Origin of the sequence: Pectobacterium punjabense, from assembly GCF_012427845.1 — a bacterium.
Classification (GTDB): Bacteria; Pseudomonadota; Gammaproteobacteria; order Enterobacterales; family Enterobacteriaceae; genus Pectobacterium; species Pectobacterium punjabense.
In genome coordinates this window covers 3,529,793-3,547,104 of record NZ_CP038498.1, presented here as the reverse complement: position 1 = coordinate 3,547,104, position 17,312 = coordinate 3,529,793, and the positions used below count along the sequence as shown (strand labels likewise).

Genomic DNA, 17,312 nt, shown 5'->3' with positions numbered 1-17,312 from the left:
CTGCATGATATTGGTGCCTTAGGTCGCAGCATAATGATATGTAGTATGCAAAAACGCGCCCTTGGGCGCGTTATATTGAGGTAAAGAGAACAAGAGCTTACTCTTCTTGAGTTGGCTGTAAATTGGCTTCTTTGACGCCAGCTACCGCACGTCTGGCTTCACCTTTATGTTGGAGTTTGTCCAACTGGCGTTCAAGCTTGGTAATCAACTCATTGATAGCGGCATACATATCATCATGTTTGGCGCTGGCAACCAATGGGCCATTTGGCGTACTGATAGTGGCATCGGCCACAAAACCCTGCGGTTCTTTTGACAGAATAATATGCGGGTTGATCAACTGGGTTTGCCATTTGTCCAGCTTAGAAAGACGGTCTTCGACATGCTGACGAATTGCGGGGGTGATATCCATTTGCTTACTGGTAATATTAATAGTCATATAAACTTACCTCTCTGCCTATGTCCGTCTTGGATAATTTCAGCATACCGCGAGTTGTGGCAAAAAGCGTGATGTTGATCAGTTTTTTTCGTCACTTTTTGTCAAGAAAACGCGATTTGTGAAGCACCATTGGGAATAGAAGGGAAGTCCTTGAAGGGAGCATCTGGCCTATGCCATTATTGATGGGATGTATTGAGGTTACCGCGCTGTTGTTGACTCCCTTCCCCCCTGTTTTTTCTGCTCATCGACGTATAACGAATTGATTGAACCATAAAAAAACGGCAACCGAAGTCGCCGTCTTATTATGGGATGTCACGTATCGTTTATGCCGGATTAGCCGCGATGACTTTTGCAACTTTGTCTGCCTGTGCAGCCAGTTGCAGTTCACGATAGGCGTTTTCCATCAACGGCAGAGCATTTTTTGTTGCTTGGGTATCTGGGTAATCACGCAGCATTTGCTCAACGCGATTAACTACTGCCACATAAGCGCCGCGTTTCGTGTAGTATTGCGCGACAGAAAGTTCATACTTGGCCAAACGCTCTTTGAGGTAAACCAAACGCTTGTTTGCGTCGGTGGCATATTGACTGTTCGGATATCCCTGAATGAGCTTGCTGAAATCCCTGAATGCGGTGCGGGCATACTGCGGGTCGCGATCGGAACGATCGACCCCGAAGAAGCCTTGTAACGCGCTATCATCCAGCGCCATGTCGGTCAGGCCGCGCATGTACAGGACATAATCCACGTTTGGATGGGTCGGGTTGAGCCGCAGGAAGCGGTCAATAGAAGCTTGGGCTAATGGCAACTCTGCGGATTTGTAGTAGGCGTAGATCAAATCCAACTGTACTTGCTGCGAATAGGGGCCAAAAGGATACCGGTTATCCAGTGCTTCCAACTGCGTGATGGCTGCTTTAAAGTTGCCGTCCTGCAGTTTTTGTTGAGCATTGGCATAGATTTCAGATGGCGGACTATCAGGAACCGCATCTTTGGAATTGCTGGAGCAACCAGCCAGCGCCAGGCTCAACGTGGCGGCAGCCACCAGATATTTCATACGCGTCATGACGTTTTGATTATCCTCAGAATGTTATTCCGGGAGGCTGTCCGTTAAGCTCCCGATTTAGACCAGCTACAATAGTACATTATTTTAAACGGCGTCGCCGTCAAAACCCAACGTTAACGAAGAAGCTGCATAATATGGCACAACAAGTACAACTCACCGCAACGGTGGCCGAATCTCAACTCGGACAACGTTTAGATCAGGCTTTGGCCGAATTGTTCCCTGATTATTCACGATCCCGCATAAAAGAGTGGATTCTTGAGAATCGAGTACAGATTAACGGCAATGTCATCAATAAGCCAAAAGAGAAAGTACTTGGCGGCGAATCGGTAGCCATTGATGCATTGATTGAAGAAGAAGCACGCTGGGAAGCGCAGGATATCAAGCTGGATATCGTGTATGAAGATGAGGACATTCTCGTCATCAACAAACCCAGAGATCTGGTGGTTCACCCCGGTGCGGGTAATCCGGATGGCACGGTATTGAATGCCTTGTTACATCATTATCCTGAGATTGTCGATGTGCCCCGGGCCGGGATTGTACATCGGCTTGATAAAGATACGACAGGACTCATGGTCGTCGCGAAAACTGTGCCAGCACAGACGCGTCTTGTAGAGGCGTTGCAGGCACGCGAAATCACTCGCGAGTATGAAGCCGTTGCGATTGGTTCGATGACGGCTGGCGGCATGGTTGAGCAACCTATCGCCCGTCATGCAACTAAGCGTACTCACATGGCGGTGCACCCGATGGGCAAGCCAGCGGTAACACATTACCGCATCATGGAACACTTCCGTGCGCATACCCGTCTGCGGTTGCGGTTGGAAACAGGGCGTACCCACCAAATTCGCGTGCATATGTCACACATTAACCATCCACTGGTTGGCGATCAGCTATACGGTGGGCGTCCTCGTCCGCCAAAAGGCGCATCGGATGATTTTATAGAAACGCTGCGAGGGTTTGACCGTCAGGCTCTGCACGCTACCATGCTGCGCTTCTACCATCCGATTACCGGAATCCAAATGGAGTGGCATGCGGCACTGCCGCAGGATATGGTCGATCTGATTGATGCGCTGAAAGCTGATACCGAAGCGTTTAAGGATCAACTCGACTGGTAATGTATTCAATTTGATAAATGCTGATTTATAGAGGTGACGGACTATGCTGATATACCCCGACTGGCCTGTGCCAGAAAGTGTGAAATCTTGTAGTACGACGCGTATTGGCGGGCGTAGCGCGGCACCTTATGATTCGCTGAATGTGGGCAATCATGTGGGTGATGAACCCGCAAACGTCACCGCAAATCGGCAAACGCTGGTGTCGCTGGCAGATCTTCCTGCCATGCCGCATTGGTTGGAACAGGTTCATGGTACCGATGTGATTCGTATTGGTGAGGCTTTGCCATCGGCCGTTTGCGGTGATGCTGCTTATACGGATAAGAAAGGTCAGGTTTGTGCGGTGATGACGGCTGACTGTTTGCCGGTGCTTTTTTGTGCAGTCAGCGGCGACGAAGTGGCTGCTGCACATGCCGGTTGGCGTGGATTGCACGCGGGGGTGCTGGAAGAAACGTTAGCCTGTTTCCGAACGAAACCCGCACAAATTATGGCGTGGCTGGGACCCGCTATCGGGCCTAACGCTTTTGAAGTTGGGCCAGAAGTTAGGGACGCGTTTATTCAGCATGATGCGTCGGCTGCCTCTGCATTTCGGCCTGAAGGAAACAAGTTTTTTGCCGATATTTACCAACTGGCAAGTTTGCGTTTATGCGCGGCAGGGGTAACGCAAATTTTTGGTGGAAATTCTTGTACTGTGAGCGAGCCTCACAAATTTTTCTCTTATCGGCGTGATGGCGTGACTGGCCGTATGGCAAGTTTAATCTGGCTGATATAACCTATTGAATTAAGGCGATCCAAGACAAGTAACGTTTAAATCCTGTCACGACTGGCAAAATAACCTTGAAATTTTTGAGGGATGACCTCATTTAATCTCCAGTAGCAATTTTGACCAGTGTACGGGAGGTGTTATGCGTCTGGATCGTCTTACCAACAAATTCCAACTTGCTCTTGCCGATGCCCAGTCTCTTGCCCTTGGGCGCGATCACCAGTTTATCGACTCACTTCATTTGATGAGCGCTTTGCTTCATCAGGACGGAGGAACTGTTGGTCCACTTCTGACTGTTGCAGGAGCTAATCTTAATCACCTGAAAACCGAAATCGACCAGGCAATCACGCGTTTGCCTCAGGTTGAAGGTACGGATGGTGATGTCCAACCTTCGAACGAGTTAGTCCGCGTATTGAATATGTGCGACAAACTCGCGCAAAAGCGTGGTGATACCTTTATTTCCTCAGAACTTTTCGTGCTTGCCGCTCTGGAGTCCCGCGGCACGCTGGGGGATATATTGAAAAAGGCGGGTGTCACGCAGCAAGGTGTAACAAACGCGATTGATCAAGTGAGAGGAGGAGAACAAGTGAACGATCAGGGGGCTGAAGATCAGCGCCAGGCATTAAAGAAATTCACGATTGATCTCACTGAACGTGCAGAACAAGGCAAGCTCGACCCCGTTATCGGGCGTGATGAAGAAATTCGCCGCACTATCCAGGTGTTACAACGTCGGACCAAAAATAATCCGGTATTAATCGGTGAGCCTGGTGTGGGTAAAACTGCGATAGTTGAAGGGTTAGCCCAACGTATCGTTAATGGAGAAGTGCCTGAAGGCTTGAAAAACAAGCGCGTACTTTCGCTGGATATGGGCGCGCTGGTGGCGGGTGCGAAATATCGTGGTGAGTTTGAAGAACGTCTGAAAGGCGTGCTCAACGATCTGTCTAAACAGGAAGGCAACGTCATTCTGTTTATTGATGAACTCCATACGATGGTGGGCGCGGGTAAAGCTGATGGCGCGATGGATGCCGGCAATATGTTAAAACCTGCGCTGGCGCGTGGTGAACTACATTGCGTTGGGGCGACTACGCTGGATGAATATCGTCAATATATTGAAAAAGACGCCGCTCTTGAGCGTCGTTTCCAGAAAGTTTTTGTTGCGGAACCTACCGTTGAAGACACTATTGCGATTCTGCGTGGGCTGAAAGAACGCTATGAATTGCATCATCATGTACAAATCACTGACCCGGCAATTGTCGCGGCGGCAATGCTATCCCATCGCTATATTGCGGATCGTCAGTTGCCGGATAAAGCGATTGACCTGATTGATGAAGCGGCATCCAGCATTCGTATTCAGATGGATTCAAAACCAGAGCCTCTTGATCGGCTTGAGCGCCGAATCATCCAATTAAAACTGGAACAACAGGCGCTGAAAAAAGAATCTGATGAAGCTAGCCTGAAGCGACTTGAATTGCTAAATGCGGAGCTTGACCAAAAAGAGCGTGAATATTCTCAACAAGACGAAGAGTGGAAAGCGGAAAAGGCGTCACTCACAGGAACGCAGAATATTAAGGCTTCTTTAGAACAGGCCAAAATTGCATTGGAACAGGCTCGCCGTCAGGGTGACTTGGGGAAAATGTCTGAGCTGCAATACGGCAAAATTCCTGAGCTGGAAAAACAGCTGGCAGCAGCAACACTGCAGGAAGGTAAAACGGTTCATTTGCTGCGTAATAGAGTCACCGATGCTGAAATCGCTGATGTGTTGGCACGTTGGACAGGAATTCCCGTTTCCCGCATGTTGGAAAGCGAGAAAGAAAAATTATTGCGAATGGAAGATGAACTGCACCAGCGGGTGATTGGGCAGAACGAAGCCGTAGAAGCCGTTGCGAATTCTATCCGTCGTAGTCGGGCAGGGTTATCTGACCCTAACCGTCCGATTGGGTCGTTCCTGTTCCTTGGGCCGACAGGTGTTGGGAAAACGGAACTCTGCAAAACGCTGGCAACTTTTCTCTTTGACAGCGATGACGCCATGGTGCGCATCGATATGTCTGAGTTTATGGAGAAACACTCGGTTTCACGTTTAGTCGGTGCGCCTCCTGGATACGTCGGTTATGAAGAAGGGGGCTACTTGACGGAAGCCGTGCGCCGTCGTCCCTACTCGGTCATTTTGCTGGATGAGATCGAAAAGGCACATCCTGATGTGTTTAATATCCTGCTTCAGGTATTGGATGATGGCCGTCTTACTGATGGACAGGGGAGAACGGTCGACTTCCGTAATACTGTCGTCATCATGACGTCAAACCTAGGATCAGACCTTATTCAAGAACGCTTTGGTGAGCGCAGCTATACCGAAATGAGAGATATGGTTCTTGAAGTTGTTAGCCACAGCTTCCGTCCTGAGTTTATTAACCGTATTGATGAAGTCGTTGTATTCCATCCACTGGGAAGGGCGCATATTACATCGATCGCACAAATTCAGCTCCAGAGACTGTACAAACGTCTTGAAGAGCGTGGATATAGCGTCACGATCGCGGATGCTGCTTTAGATATGCTCGGAGAGGTCGGGTTTGATCCTGTCTATGGTGCACGCCCGCTTAAAAGAGCGATACAGCAGCTGATAGAGAACCCACTCGCTCAGCAGATACTGGGGGGGAAACTGATACCCGGTAAACCGATCACATTAGATGTTGAAGGTGAACAAATAGTCGCACGACAGGAATAATGTGAAGCGGTAAGCAATCAACGGGGGGCATTTGCTAATGAATGTCTCCCGTTTTACGTTTTAAGCTCATATTGTATTCATATTCTGTATGTGGAATACGCTAAATACTGGTTTTTGGTTTGTTTTTGAACGCTTGGAAAATAATTTGAATTTAGCACTTGTCAGCCGCCGAGAAGTCCCTATAATGCGCCTCCACTGACACGGCAACAGCGACACGCGGTTGGGGTGACAGAAAAAAGATTTAATAAAGACGGTCAGTAATGACTTGACTTTAAAGCGGATTAGCATAGTATATGCAGCCCGCGCCACCGTAGAAGTGGCACTGCTCTTTAACAATATAATCAGACAATCTGTGTGGGCACTCACAAGACCGTATCTTAACGATATAAAAAAGTCTTGAAGAGTGAACAACAGTAAATTCATTACGAATAAACAGTTTTAATTCTTTGAGCATCGCTGACGAGTTCAGCAAATCAAACAAATCTTAAATTGAAGAGTTTGATCATGGCTCAGATTGAACGCTGGCGGCAGGCCTAACACATGCAAGTCGAGCGGTAGCACAGGGGAGCTTGCTCCCTGGGTGACGAGCGGCGGACGGGTGAGTAATGTCTGGGAAACTGCCTGATGGAGGGGGATAACTACTGGAAACGGTAGCTAATACCGCATAACGTCTTCGGACCAAAGAGGGGGACCTTCGGGCCTCTTGCCATCGGATGTGCCCAGATGGGATTAGCTAGTAGGTGAGGTAATGGCTCACCTAGGCGACGATCCTAGCTGGTCTGAGAGGATGACCAGCCACACTGGAACTGAGACACGGTCCAGACTCCTACGGGAGGCAGCAGTGGGGAATATTGCACAATGGGCGCAAGCCTGATGCAGCCATGCCGCGTGTGTGAAGAAGGCCTTCGGGTTGTAAAGCACTTTCAGCGGGGAGGAAGGCGGTGAGATTAATACTCTCATCGATTGACGTTACCCGCAGAAGAAGCACCGGCTAACTCCGTGCCAGCAGCCGCGGTAATACGGAGGGTGCAAGCGTTAATCGGAATGACTGGGCGTAAAGCGCACGCAGGCGGTCTGTTAAGTTGGATGTGAAATCCCCGGGCTTAACCTGGGAACTGCATTCAAAACTGACAGGCTAGAGTCTTGTAGAGGGGGGTAGAATTCCAGGTGTAGCGGTGAAATGCGTAGAGATCTGGAGGAATACCGGTGGCGAAGGCGGCCCCCTGGACAAAGACTGACGCTCAGGTGCGAAAGCGTGGGGAGCAAACAGGATTAGATACCCTGGTAGTCCACGCTGTAAACGATGTCGATTTGGAGGTTGTGCCCTTGAGGCGTGGCTTCCGGAGCTAACGCGTTAAATCGACCGCCTGGGGAGTACGGCCGCAAGGTTAAAACTCAAATGAATTGACGGGGGCCCGCACAAGCGGTGGAGCATGTGGTTTAATTCGATGCAACGCGAAGAACCTTACCTACTCTTGACATCCAGAGAATTTGCTAGAGATAGCTTAGTGCCTTCGGGAACTCTGAGACAGGTGCTGCATGGCTGTCGTCAGCTCGTGTTGTGAAATGTTGGGTTAAGTCCCGCAACGAGCGCAACCCTTATCCTTTGTTGCCAGCGAGTAATGTCGGGAACTCAAAGGAGACTGCCGGTGATAAACCGGAGGAAGGTGGGGATGACGTCAAGTCATCATGGCCCTTACGAGTAGGGCTACACACGTGCTACAATGGCGTATACAAAGAGAAGCGACCTCGCGAGAGCAAGCGGACCTCATAAAGTACGTCGTAGTCCGGATTGGAGTCTGCAACTCGACTCCATGAAGTCGGAATCGCTAGTAATCGTAGATCAGAATGCTACGGTGAATACGTTCCCGGGCCTTGTACACACCGCCCGTCACACCATGGGAGTGGGTTGCAAAAGAAGTAGGTAGCTTAACCTTCGGGAGGGCGCTTACCACTTTGTGATTCATGACTGGGGTGAAGTCGTAACAAGGTAACCGTAGGGGAACCTGCGGTTGGATCACCTCCTTACCAAGAAGATGTGCGTTAAGTGAAGTGCTCACACAGATTGTCTGATGAAAATACTGAGCAAGCGCACCTGTTGATGTAATGAGTGTTAACTCACACTGACGCGATAGTGCCGGATTTTTAATTCGGTACGGATTTTTCGTGTCCCCATCGTCTAGAGGCCTAGGACACTGCCCTTTCACGGCTGTAACAGGGGTTCGAATCCCCTTGGGGACGCCAATCCGATAATGAGTGAAAGACATTATCATGAATATCTTAAAGATGATTCTTCGGAGTCATGTTTACGATATTGCTCTTTAACAATCTGGAACAAGCTGAAAATTGAAACATGACAGCTGACAAAACACGATGGCCTTCGGGTGTGTCGTGGTGAATCAGTCTGTCAATGAGTCTCTCAAATAATCGCAGCGCGATGATGAATCGAAAGAAACATCTTCGGGTTGTGAGGTTAAGCGACTAAGCGTACACGGTGGATGCCTAGGCAGTCAGAGGCGATGAAGGGCGTGCTAATCTGCGATAAGCGTCGGTAAGCTGATATGAAGCGTTATACCCGACGATACCCGAATGGGGAAACCCAGTGTGTTTCGACACATTATCATGACATGAATACATAGTGTCATGAGGCGAACCGGGGGAACTGAAACATCTCAGTACCCCGAGGAAAAGAAATCAACCGAGATTCCCCTAGTAGCGGCGAGCGAACGGGGAGGAGCCCAGAACCTGAATCAGTTTGTGTGTTAGTGGAAGCGTCTGGAAAGTCGCACAGTAAAGGGTGATAGTCCCGTACACAAAAATGCACAAGTTGTGAGTTCGATGAGTAGGGCGGGACACGTGACATCCTGTCTGAATATGGGGGGACCATCCTCCAAGGCTAAATACTCCTGACTGACCGATAGTGAACCAGTACCGTGAGGGAAAGGCGAAAAGAACCCCGGCGAGGGGAGTGAAATAGAACCTGAAACCGTGTACGTACAAGCAGTGGGAGCCTACTTGTTAGGTGACTGCGTACCTTTTGTATAATGGGTCAGCGACTTATATTCTGTAGCAAGGTTAACCGAATAGGGGAGCCGCAGGGAAACCGAGTCTTAACTGGGCGTTAAGTTGCAGGGTATAGACCCGAAACCCGGTGATCTAGCCATGGGCAGGTTGAAGGTTGGGTAACACTAACTGGAGGACCGAACCGACTAATGTTGAAAAATTAGCGGATGACTTGTGGCTGGGGGTGAAAGGCCAATCAAACCGGGAGATAGCTGGTTCTCCCCGAAAGCTATTTAGGTAGCGCCTCGTGAACTCATCTTCGGGGGTAGAGCACTGTTTCGGCTAGGGGGTCATCCCGACTTACCAACCCGATGCAAACTACGAATACCGAAGAATGTTATCACGGGAGACACACGGCGGGTGCTAACGTTCGTCGTGAAGAGGGAAACAGACCGCCAGCTAAGGTCCCAAAGTCATGGTTAAGTGGGAAACGATGTGGGAAGGCATAGACAGCCAGGATGTTGGCTTAGAAGCAGCCATCATTTAAAGAAAGCGTAATAGCTCACTGGTCGAGTCGGCCTGCGCGGAAGATGTAACGGGGCTAAACCATGCACCGAAGCTGCGGCAGCGACACTTAGGTGTTGTTGGGTAGGGGAGCGTTCTGTAAGCCGTTGAAGGTGGCCTGTGAGGGTTGCTGGAGGTATCAGAAGTGCGAATGCTGACATAAGTAACGATAATGCGGGTGAAAAACCCGCACGCCGGAAGACCAAGGGTTCCTGTCCAACGTTAATCGGGGCAGGGTGAGTCGACCCCTAAGGCGAGGCTGAAAAGCGTAGTCGATGGGAAACAGGTTAATATTCCTGTACTCGGTGTTACTGCGAAGGGGGGACGGAGAAAGCTAGGTTATCCGGGCGACGGTTGTCCCGGTTTAAGCGTGAAGGTGGGTGACTTAGGTAAATCCGGGTCATCGTTAACACTGAGGCGTGATGACGAGTCACTACGGTGATGAAGTAACCAATGCTACGCTTCCAGGAAAAGCCTCTAAGCTCCAGGTAACATCAAATCGTACCCCAAACCGACACAGGTGGTCAGGTAGAGAATACTCAGGCGCTTGAGAGAACTCGGGTGAAGGAACTAGGCAAAATGGTGCCGTAACTTCGGGAGAAGGCACGCTGGCGCGTAGGTGAAGTCCCTTGCGGATGGAGCTGAAGCCAGTCGCAGATACCAGCTGGCTGCAACTGTTTAATAAAAACACAGCACTGTGCAAACACGAAAGTGGACGTATACGGTGTGACGCCTGCCCGGTGCCGGAAGGTTAATTGATGGGGTCAGCCGCAAGGCGAAGCTCTTGATCGAAGCCCCGGTAAACGGCGGCCGTAACTATAACGGTCCTAAGGTAGCGAAATTCCTTGTCGGGTAAGTTCCGACCTGCACGAATGGCGTAATGATGGCCAGGCTGTCTCCACCCGAGACTCAGTGAAATTGAACTCGCTGTGAAGATGCAGTGTACCCGCGGCAAGACGGAAAGACCCCGTGAACCTTTACTATAGCTTGACACTGAACCTTGAGCCTTGATGTGTAGGATAGGTGGGAGGCTTTGAAGTGTGGACGCCAGTCTGCATGGAGCCAACCTTGAAATACCACCCTTTAATGTTTGATGTTCTAACGTAGGCCCGTAATCCGGGTTGCGGACAGTGTCTGGTGGGTAGTTTGACTGGGGCGGTCTCCTCCCAAAGCGTAACGGAGGAGCACGAAGGTTAGCTAATCCTGGTCGGACATCAGGAGGTTAGTGCAAAGGCATAAGCTAGCTTGACTGCGAGAGTGACAGCTCGAGCAGGTGCAGCAGGTCTTAGTGATCCGGTGGTTCTGAATGGAAGGGCCATCGCTCAACGGATAAAAGGTACTCCGGGGATAACAGGCTGATACCGCCCAAGAGTTCATATCGACGGCGGTGTTTGGCACCTCGATGTCGGCTCATCACATCCTGGGGCTGAAGTAGGTCCCAAGGGTATGGCTGTTCGCCATTTAAAGTGGTACGCGAGCTGGGTTTAGAACGTCGTGAGACAGTTCGGTCCCTATCTGCCGTGGGCGTTGGAAGATTGAGAGGGGTTGCTCCTAGTACGAGAGGACCGGAGTGAACGCACCACTGGTGTACGGGTTGTGATGCCAATTGCATTGCCCGGTAGCTAAGTGCGGAAGAGATAACCGCTGAAAGCATCTAAGCGGGAAACTTGCCTCGAGATGAGTCTTCCCTGGACACTTGATGTCCCTGAAGGGCCGTTGAAGACGACGACGTAGATAGGCTGGGTGTGTAAGCGTAGCGATACGTTGAGCTAACCAGTACTAATGACCCGAGAGGCTTAACCTTACAACACCGAAGGTGTTTTGTGGGTGATGAAAGACTCATAGAGAACGATATTCAGCTTGTTCAGAGATTGGTTCTGATGGTTGTGCGATACAAAAGAAAAGTAGAGCATAACGGTTGGAATGAAACAGAATTTGCCTGGCGGCGATAGCGCGGTGGTCCCACCTGACCCCATGCCGAACTCAGAAGTGAAACGCCGTAGCGCCGATGGTAGTGTGGGGCTTCCCCATGTGAGAGTAGGGAACTGCCAGGCATCAAATTAAGCAGTAAGCCGGAGTAATCCGGTGGTTGTAAAGAAATTCGGTGGAGCGGTAGTTCAGTTGGTTAGAATACCTGCCTGTCACGCAGGGGGTCGCGGGTTCGAGCCCCGTCCGTTCCGCCACTTATTTGAAAAGCCCTAAGCGTTAGCTTAGGGCTTTTTGATATGTGTAGAATTAGAATTTTTAGATAATCCTCTCTTTTTTCTTCTCCTTATGTTTTTTCGTCAATCAACCATTTTCTCTTTTTCTTCCCTATCGGCCAGCGCATATGACAAGTCTGCGATAAAATTCTTGTAACGGAAGAGGACATTTTTTTGGTAGGGTATTTGGTGTATTGAAACGGATAGTGGACGAGGCGTGCGGAAAAGAACCTATGCAATGAGATATGTTGCTGGCCAACCAGCTGAACGTATCTTTCCTCCTGGGGAAATGTATTATCCAGGGCAAACGATACCGACAGGCTCGTTGTTGCTGGAGGGGGATGTTTTACGCGTAATGGTGTGGAATATTTTTAAGCAACAAAGAATGAATTGGCTTTCTGTGTTGCAAAATTTCGGCAAAGGTACCCAGCTTGTTCTATTACAGGAAGCGCAAAGTACGCCAGACCTTATCCGTTTTGCAACCACTAACTACCTTTTTGCCGATCAGGTACCTGCGATTATCCTCCCACAACACCCATCCGGTGTGATGACGCTATCAGCAGCCCAACCGGTATATTGCTGTCCTTTACGTGAACGCGAACCTTTACTGCGTTTGGCCAAGTCTTCTTTAGTGACGGTATATGCGCTTCAGAATGGGCAGAGGCTGATGGTTATCAATATCCATGCAGTTAACTTTAGTTTTGGTGTTGAAGTTTATACCAAACAATTGGCTGCAATTGGGGAGCAGCTCATACATCATCAAGGGCCTGCTATTATGGCTGGAGATTTCAATGCATGGAGTCAGCAACGTATTAACGCACTTAATCGGTTTGCGATAAGGATGGGGCTACAGGAGGTGTGTTTTGTTGATGACCAGCGGCGTAAGGCGTTTGGCCGGCCGCTAGATTTCGTCTTTTACCGTGAATTGACCGTTAACCAGTCTTCTGTATTGGTGACTCAGGCTTCAGATCATAATCCATTGCTTGTCGAATTCAGCCTGATTTAATTGCGATAAAAAAACAGCCCTCTACATTTCTGTAGGAGGGCTGCGTTTCGTTGCTGATTCTGATATGACGTTAAGAATCAGGTTTTATGTTGCTGCTAACATAAAGCGTCAGACGATCGCCTGGCTGGATGTTGGCATTCTTATTGATAACCGTATTCCACCGCATTACGTCAGCGATATTTACGCCGTGGCGTTTAGCAATACTTGCCAGCGAATCACCCTTTCGTACCTGATAGGTGATAGAGCTGTTATTACCTGAGGCTTTGGCAACTTGCAATGTCTGCCCAACCTTGAGCGCACCAGCGCTACGTAGATTGTTCCAGCTCTGCAAATCTTTCGTGCTGACATTAAGCCGTGCCGCAATGGCTGATAAGGTATCACCTGAGCGTACCTTATACTGCTGTGATGCTGGCGTTGACTGTGTTTGCGCTAAGCGTGTTGGTTGAATCGCTGCGATGTCACCATCAGCCAGTGAATCTTTCAACTGCTCAACGTGAGCTTTAGGAACCATAATGTAATGTGGCCCATTTGGTGCGGTTACATTACGCTTATAGCCCGAGTTATAGCTCTTCAGCTTATTCAACGACAGTCCAGCCATCTCAGCGGCTTGAGTCAATTCTATCTGCTGCCCCAGCTCAACTTTGGCTAATGCCCGGCTTTCGTTGGGTTGCGGCAGGCTAACGCCATACTTCTTGCTGTTTTTAAGAATATCGCTCAAGGCTAACATCTTAGGAACATAAATGGACGTTTCACGTGGTAACGCCAATGCCCAAAAGTTGGTTGATTTCCCTTTTGCTTTATTTACTTTCATCGCCTGCATGACACGGCCTTCACCACTGTTGTATGCGGCAACCGTCAATAACCAGTCACCATCAAACATCGTGTTGAGACGTTGCATCATATCCAGCGCAGCTGTCGTAGACGCAATTACGTCGCGACGCCCGTCATACCACTGGTTTTGTTTCAAACCATAATTACGTCCTGTACCAGGGATAATCTGCCATAGCCCAGCGGCATTGGCGGATGATGTGGCACTTGGATCAAAAGCGCTCTCCACTATGGGTAGCAGTACCAGTTCCATCGGCATTTTACGTTGCTTAATCTGCTCGACTATCCAGTACATGTACGGCTCTGCCCGTAATGTTACATCGTGGAGATAGCTCTTATTTTTCAAATAACGCGTTTTTTGCTCGCGGACCCGGGCGTTATCCGGAACCTCCATCTTCAGCTCGTCGCCAATGAAGTTCCACAGATCTCGTTGCGCGAGGCTATCGTCATCTAACCATCGCGCGGAGGCCTCTCGGCTACCTGTGTACTTTCCTGCTTCACTTTGACTTGCCGAAGACAAACTCTGTGCATGCTGTTTCGGTTGCGAGGTGTCATGTGGTGAAACCTGACAACCGACTAGCAAGACTGAGGCGATGATTATCGCTTTAGCCTTCATATGTTGGTCAATAGTTGCTTAAAAGACGAGCAAGGATACTTTGATTAGAGGAATAGCACAACCTAAACCTTCAGAAGCAGTCTTTCTTGCTGCGTAGCAGCTCAAAAACTTGCCAATTCTCTATATTTTCAGGTTCTTTTGATAATTTTCTTTTTAAATCAAATTCATGGCAGCGGAGAAAAAGATTAATTCTTCTTTCCTGCCCTAATGTTGTTGGCAGGCTAGACTGCGATTTTTCGCGTATCTGGCTGATTTTATGGAGATAAGCTTCAATACTTGGCTCTTCTGGCCATATAGCATTAGAAAACGTTAAGTTTGATAACGTGTATTCATGGGCACAGCACACGACGGTATCATCAGGAAAGGCTGCTATTTTATTAATTGATTCATACATTTGCTTCGGCGTCCCTTCGAGAATTCGGCCACATCCTGCTGAAAATAGGGTATCACCGCAGAACAAAAACGGCGCATTATAGTAGGCAATATGACCTAATGTATGCCCCGGAACCTCAATTACAGAAAATTCCGAATTTAACAAAGAGACGGTATTTCCCTCCTCAACGAGATAGGTTGCGCCGCATTTAGCGGTTTCTTTCGGGCCGAAAACAGGCAAGTTAGGGTAGTGATTGAGTATCTCACGGACACCTCCCACATGGTCGTTATGGTGGTGAGTGAGCAAAACTGCTTCGGGGGAAAGTGAGTTTTGAGCGAGCGCATTAAGCACTGGGTTCGCCTCACCCGGATCGACGATCACACAACGCTTTTCTTTATTACTCAATAACCAAATGTAGTTGTCCTGAAGTGCGGGGATACTGATAAGATTCATTCATCACCTCTTTTTTCTAGCAGCCTGAGGGCGAGAACAGACGATGAAATCGGCACAAATTCCTCAGACCATTGTTGCCCCTGATTCATGGGATGATATCACCTGCGGGCAGTTTTATCGCGAGTCGCTTGAGCTGGCTTTGTTGCCATGGTGGCCAAAACTCTTTGGTTTTCACCTTATCAAGATAGGGGCGCTGAGTGCAGAAATCGATGTAACAGAGTGCGCAATCGCGCATCAGGTTAACGTTGCTCCGCATGGTGATAATCTTCACGTTGTGGCTGATGCCCATCAACTGCCTTTCTCTGAAAAGTCGATCGATGCCTGTTTGCTTGCTCAAACACTATCTTATTCGTCGGACCCACATCGTGTTTTACGTGAGGTTGATCGCGTGTTGATCGATGATGGTTGGTTAATCCTGAGCACATTTAATCCGATCAGTTTGGTTGGTCTTGGCAAACTGATCCCTCGGGTTAATAAAAAGCATCCCTATTGCAGCCGTATGTTTACTCAAATGCGCATCACGGACTGGCTGGGGCTATTGAACTACGAGGTTATTCATCAGACTCATTTTCACGTTACGCCATGGCGAAGGAATAAGGGGAAATTGAATAAACATATTCCGATGCTAGGGTGCCTGACGTTAATTATTGCCCGAAAGAGAACGATTCCGCTGACGTTCACGCCGATGAGAACGCGGTTGCAGAAAGCATCTGTGCGCCGCACAGTGGGCGCAACAAAGATATATCGAAGATGAGAGAGAGGCCTACGGTGATTTACTCAGCCTGATAGCCAATGTCATCGTGTGTTGGCGCACTGGCGGCGGCGCGAGCAAGCTCATCGCAGCGCTCGTTTTCCGGGTGTCCGGCGTGTCCTTTTACCCATTCCCAGCGCACGGAATGGCGTTGAATCGCGGTATCCAACCTTTTCCAGAGATCGACATTCTTGACGGGTTTTTTGTCAGCGGTTTTCCAACCGCGTTTTTTCCAGTTATGAATCCAACTGGTGATACCCTGACGAACATATTGGCTATCTGTGCTGAGTACGACATCACAGTCGGTGGTCAGTGTTTCAAGCGCTGCAATCGCGGCCATCAATTCCATTCTGTTATTCGTCGTAAGACGATAGCCCGCACTTAACGCTTTTTCGTGCTGCTTGTAGCGCAGCAGGGCGCCATAACCGCCGGGGCCGGGATTACCGAGGCAAGATCCGTCGGTGAAAATTTCTACCTGTTTGCGCATCTCTGGTAGACTCTCCCTCATGGTAAAAACGGCAAGTCTGACATAAACGAAAACGATGAGCACTGAAATTACGCGACAAATTGTCCTCGATACAGAAACCACCGGTATGAATAAACTGGGGGTTCACTACGAAGGGCATAAAATTATCGAGATCGGTGCGGTCGAGGTGATTAACCGCCGCCTGACTGGCCGTCATTTTCACGTCTACATCAAACCCGACCGTTTAGTGGACCCAGAGGCCTATAACATACATGGTATCAGCGATGAGTTTCTTGCTGACAAACCGATGTATGCTGATATTGCGGATGATTTCCTTGATTTTATCCGTGGTGCGGAGTTGGTCATTCATAACGCGATGTTTGATATCGGCTTTATGGATTATGAATTTCGATTGCTGAATCGGGATCTTCCTAAGACGGAGACGTTCTGTAAGATCACCGATAGCCTGCTTATGGCACGGAAGATCTTTCCCGGCAAACGGAACAGTTTGGATGCGCTCTGCGATCGCTATTTAATAGATAACAGCAAGCGTACGCTGCACGGCGCATTGCTCGATGCCGAGATTCTGGCTGAAGTTTATCTGGCGATGACCGGAGGCCAAACGTCGCTAACTTTTTCTACGGAAGGTGAAACGCAGCAGCAGAATGAGAACAGCGAAACGATCCAAAGAATTGTTCGCCCACAATCGGCGCTAAAGGTGCTTTATGCCGATGAGGCTGAGCTATTAGCACATGAACAACGCTTGGATCTGATTGCTAAAAAAGGCGGGAGCTGCCTGTGGCGAGCTGAATAATACCGCTGAAGTATCATCCTTTACATAGCAAGATAGATAGGTCGGTTATGTCATGGGAGAGAGAATAGTCACTGAGCTGAAATTATAAGCAAACAGAAGCGGTTAGTTATAAAAAGCATTGACGTAATAGTGCCATCATCTTAGTATTCATC

11 protein-coding genes, 2 tRNA genes and 3 rRNA genes are annotated in these 17,312 nt (G+C 49.1%); 11 read left to right on the top strand and 5 right to left on the bottom strand.

Annotated elements, in window-relative coordinates:
- Positions 1-97 precede the first annotated feature (97 nt).
- Together raiA and bamD are read right to left on the bottom strand one after the other, a co-directional pair.
- On the bottom strand, positions 98-436 hold the full coding sequence (raiA, locus tag E2566_RS16105; RefSeq protein WP_005970349.1) for a ribosome-associated translation inhibitor RaiA: 339 nt from the start codon (positions 434-436) through the stop codon (positions 98-100).
- A 323-nt stretch (positions 437-759) separates the two neighbouring features.
- Positions 760-1,494 carry an outer membrane protein assembly factor BamD gene (bamD, locus tag E2566_RS16100; protein ID WP_039325274.1) on the bottom strand — a complete coding sequence of 245 codons (735 nt, stop codon included), beginning with the start codon at positions 1,492-1,494 and terminating at the stop codon, positions 760-762.
- Positions 1,495-1,628: 134 nt separating this feature from the next.
- Here bamD and rluD point away from each other — a divergent pair, with 134 nt between their 5' ends.
- The 9 genes from rluD to E2566_RS16055 all read left to right on the top strand — a co-directional run bounded on the left by rluD (position 1,629) and on the right by E2566_RS16055 (position 12,859).
- Entirely contained in the window at positions 1,629-2,606 is a 978-nt protein-coding gene (gene rluD, locus E2566_RS16095; protein WP_107169163.1) for a 23S rRNA pseudouridine(1911/1915/1917) synthase RluD, read from the top strand.
- Positions 2,607-2,649: 43 nt separating this feature from the next.
- Positions 2,650-3,375 carry a purine nucleoside phosphorylase YfiH gene (gene yfiH / locus E2566_RS16090; RefSeq protein WP_107169164.1) on the top strand — a complete coding sequence of 242 codons (726 nt, stop codon included), beginning with the start codon at positions 2,650-2,652 and terminating at the stop codon, positions 3,373-3,375.
- A 133-nt stretch (positions 3,376-3,508) separates the two neighbouring features.
- Positions 3,509-6,085: an ATP-dependent chaperone ClpB gene (gene clpB, locus E2566_RS16085; protein ID WP_107169165.1), complete on the top strand. Its 2,577-nt coding sequence runs from the start codon at positions 3,509-3,511 to the stop codon at positions 6,083-6,085.
- A 486-nt stretch (positions 6,086-6,571) separates the two neighbouring features.
- Positions 6,572-8,113, top strand: a 16S ribosomal RNA gene (locus E2566_RS16080).
- 140 nt (positions 8,114-8,253) lie between these two features.
- Positions 8,254-8,329 (top strand) — tRNA-Glu (locus tag E2566_RS16075).
- 227 nt (positions 8,330-8,556) lie between these two features.
- Positions 8,557-11,456, top strand: a 23S ribosomal RNA gene (locus E2566_RS16070).
- Positions 11,457-11,590: 134 nt separating this feature from the next.
- Positions 11,591-11,706 (top strand): 5S ribosomal RNA (rrf, locus tag E2566_RS16065).
- The 16S, 23S and 5S rRNA genes sit together here with 2 tRNA genes alongside, the layout of an rRNA operon.
- Positions 11,707-11,758: 52 nt before the next feature.
- A tRNA-Asp gene (locus E2566_RS16060) sits at positions 11,759-11,835 on the top strand.
- Between the two features lie 235 nt (positions 11,836-12,070).
- Positions 12,071-12,859, top strand: coding sequence for an endonuclease/exonuclease/phosphatase family protein (locus E2566_RS16055; protein ID WP_107169959.1), 789 nt, complete (start codon positions 12,071-12,073; stop codon positions 12,857-12,859).
- 70 nt (positions 12,860-12,929) lie between these two features.
- On the opposite strand, the gene mltD is transcribed toward E2566_RS16055, so the two are convergent.
- Both mltD and gloB read right to left on the bottom strand, forming a co-directional pair.
- A complete protein-coding gene (gene mltD / locus E2566_RS16050; RefSeq protein ID WP_107169958.1) occupies positions 12,930-14,303 on the bottom strand; it encodes a murein transglycosylase D in 1,374 nt (457 codons plus the stop codon).
- 70 nt (positions 14,304-14,373) lie between these two features.
- Positions 14,374-15,129, bottom strand: coding sequence for a hydroxyacylglutathione hydrolase (gloB, locus tag E2566_RS16045; RefSeq protein WP_107169957.1), 756 nt, complete (start codon positions 15,127-15,129; stop codon positions 14,374-14,376).
- A gap of 43 nt (positions 15,130-15,172) precedes the next feature.
- Between gloB and E2566_RS16040 the strand changes: the two genes are divergently transcribed.
- On the top strand, positions 15,173-15,883 hold the full coding sequence (locus E2566_RS16040) for a class I SAM-dependent methyltransferase (RefSeq protein WP_107169956.1): 711 nt from the start codon (positions 15,173-15,175) through the stop codon (positions 15,881-15,883).
- A gap of 19 nt (positions 15,884-15,902) precedes the next feature.
- Here E2566_RS16040 and rnhA read toward each other — a convergent pair whose 3' ends face one another.
- Complete coding sequence (rnhA, locus tag E2566_RS16035; RefSeq protein ID WP_165800658.1) at positions 15,903-16,469, bottom strand: ribonuclease HI; 567 nt, start codon at positions 16,467-16,469, stop codon at positions 15,903-15,905.
- On the opposite strand from rnhA, the gene dnaQ reads away from it, so the two are divergent.
- Positions 16,423-17,160: a DNA polymerase III subunit epsilon gene (gene dnaQ, locus E2566_RS16030; protein ID WP_107169954.1), complete on the top strand. Its 738-nt coding sequence runs from the start codon at positions 16,423-16,425 to the stop codon at positions 17,158-17,160. The genes rnhA and dnaQ overlap by 47 nt on opposite strands.
- Positions 17,161-17,312: the final 152 nt, after the last annotated feature.

What these genes read in the sequence shown, in the direction of transcription:
- bamD (WP_039325274.1), bottom strand. Translation starts at nt 1,494, where the DNA reads ATGACGCGTATGAAATATCTGGTGGCTGCCGCCACGTTGAGCCTGGCG.
- raiA (WP_005970349.1), bottom strand. Translation starts at nt 436, where the DNA reads ATGACTATTAATATTACCAGTAAGCAAATGGATATCACCCCCGCAATT.
- yfiH (WP_107169164.1), top strand. Translation starts at nt 2,650, where the DNA reads ATGCTGATATACCCCGACTGGCCTGTGCCAGAAAGTGTGAAATCTTGT.
- mltD (WP_107169958.1), bottom strand. Translation starts at nt 14,303, where the DNA reads ATGAAGGCTAAAGCGATAATCATCGCCTCAGTCTTGCTAGTCGGTTGT.
- E2566_RS16040 (WP_107169956.1), top strand. Translation starts at nt 15,173, where the DNA reads ATGAAATCGGCACAAATTCCTCAGACCATTGTTGCCCCTGATTCATGG.
- gloB (WP_107169957.1), bottom strand. Translation starts at nt 15,129, where the DNA reads ATGAATCTTATCAGTATCCCCGCACTTCAGGACAACTACATTTGGTTA.
- dnaQ (WP_107169954.1), top strand. Translation starts at nt 16,423, where the DNA reads ATGAGCACTGAAATTACGCGACAAATTGTCCTCGATACAGAAACCACC.
- rluD (WP_107169163.1), top strand. Translation starts at nt 1,629, where the DNA reads ATGGCACAACAAGTACAACTCACCGCAACGGTGGCCGAATCTCAACTC.
- clpB (WP_107169165.1), top strand. Translation starts at nt 3,509, where the DNA reads ATGCGTCTGGATCGTCTTACCAACAAATTCCAACTTGCTCTTGCCGAT.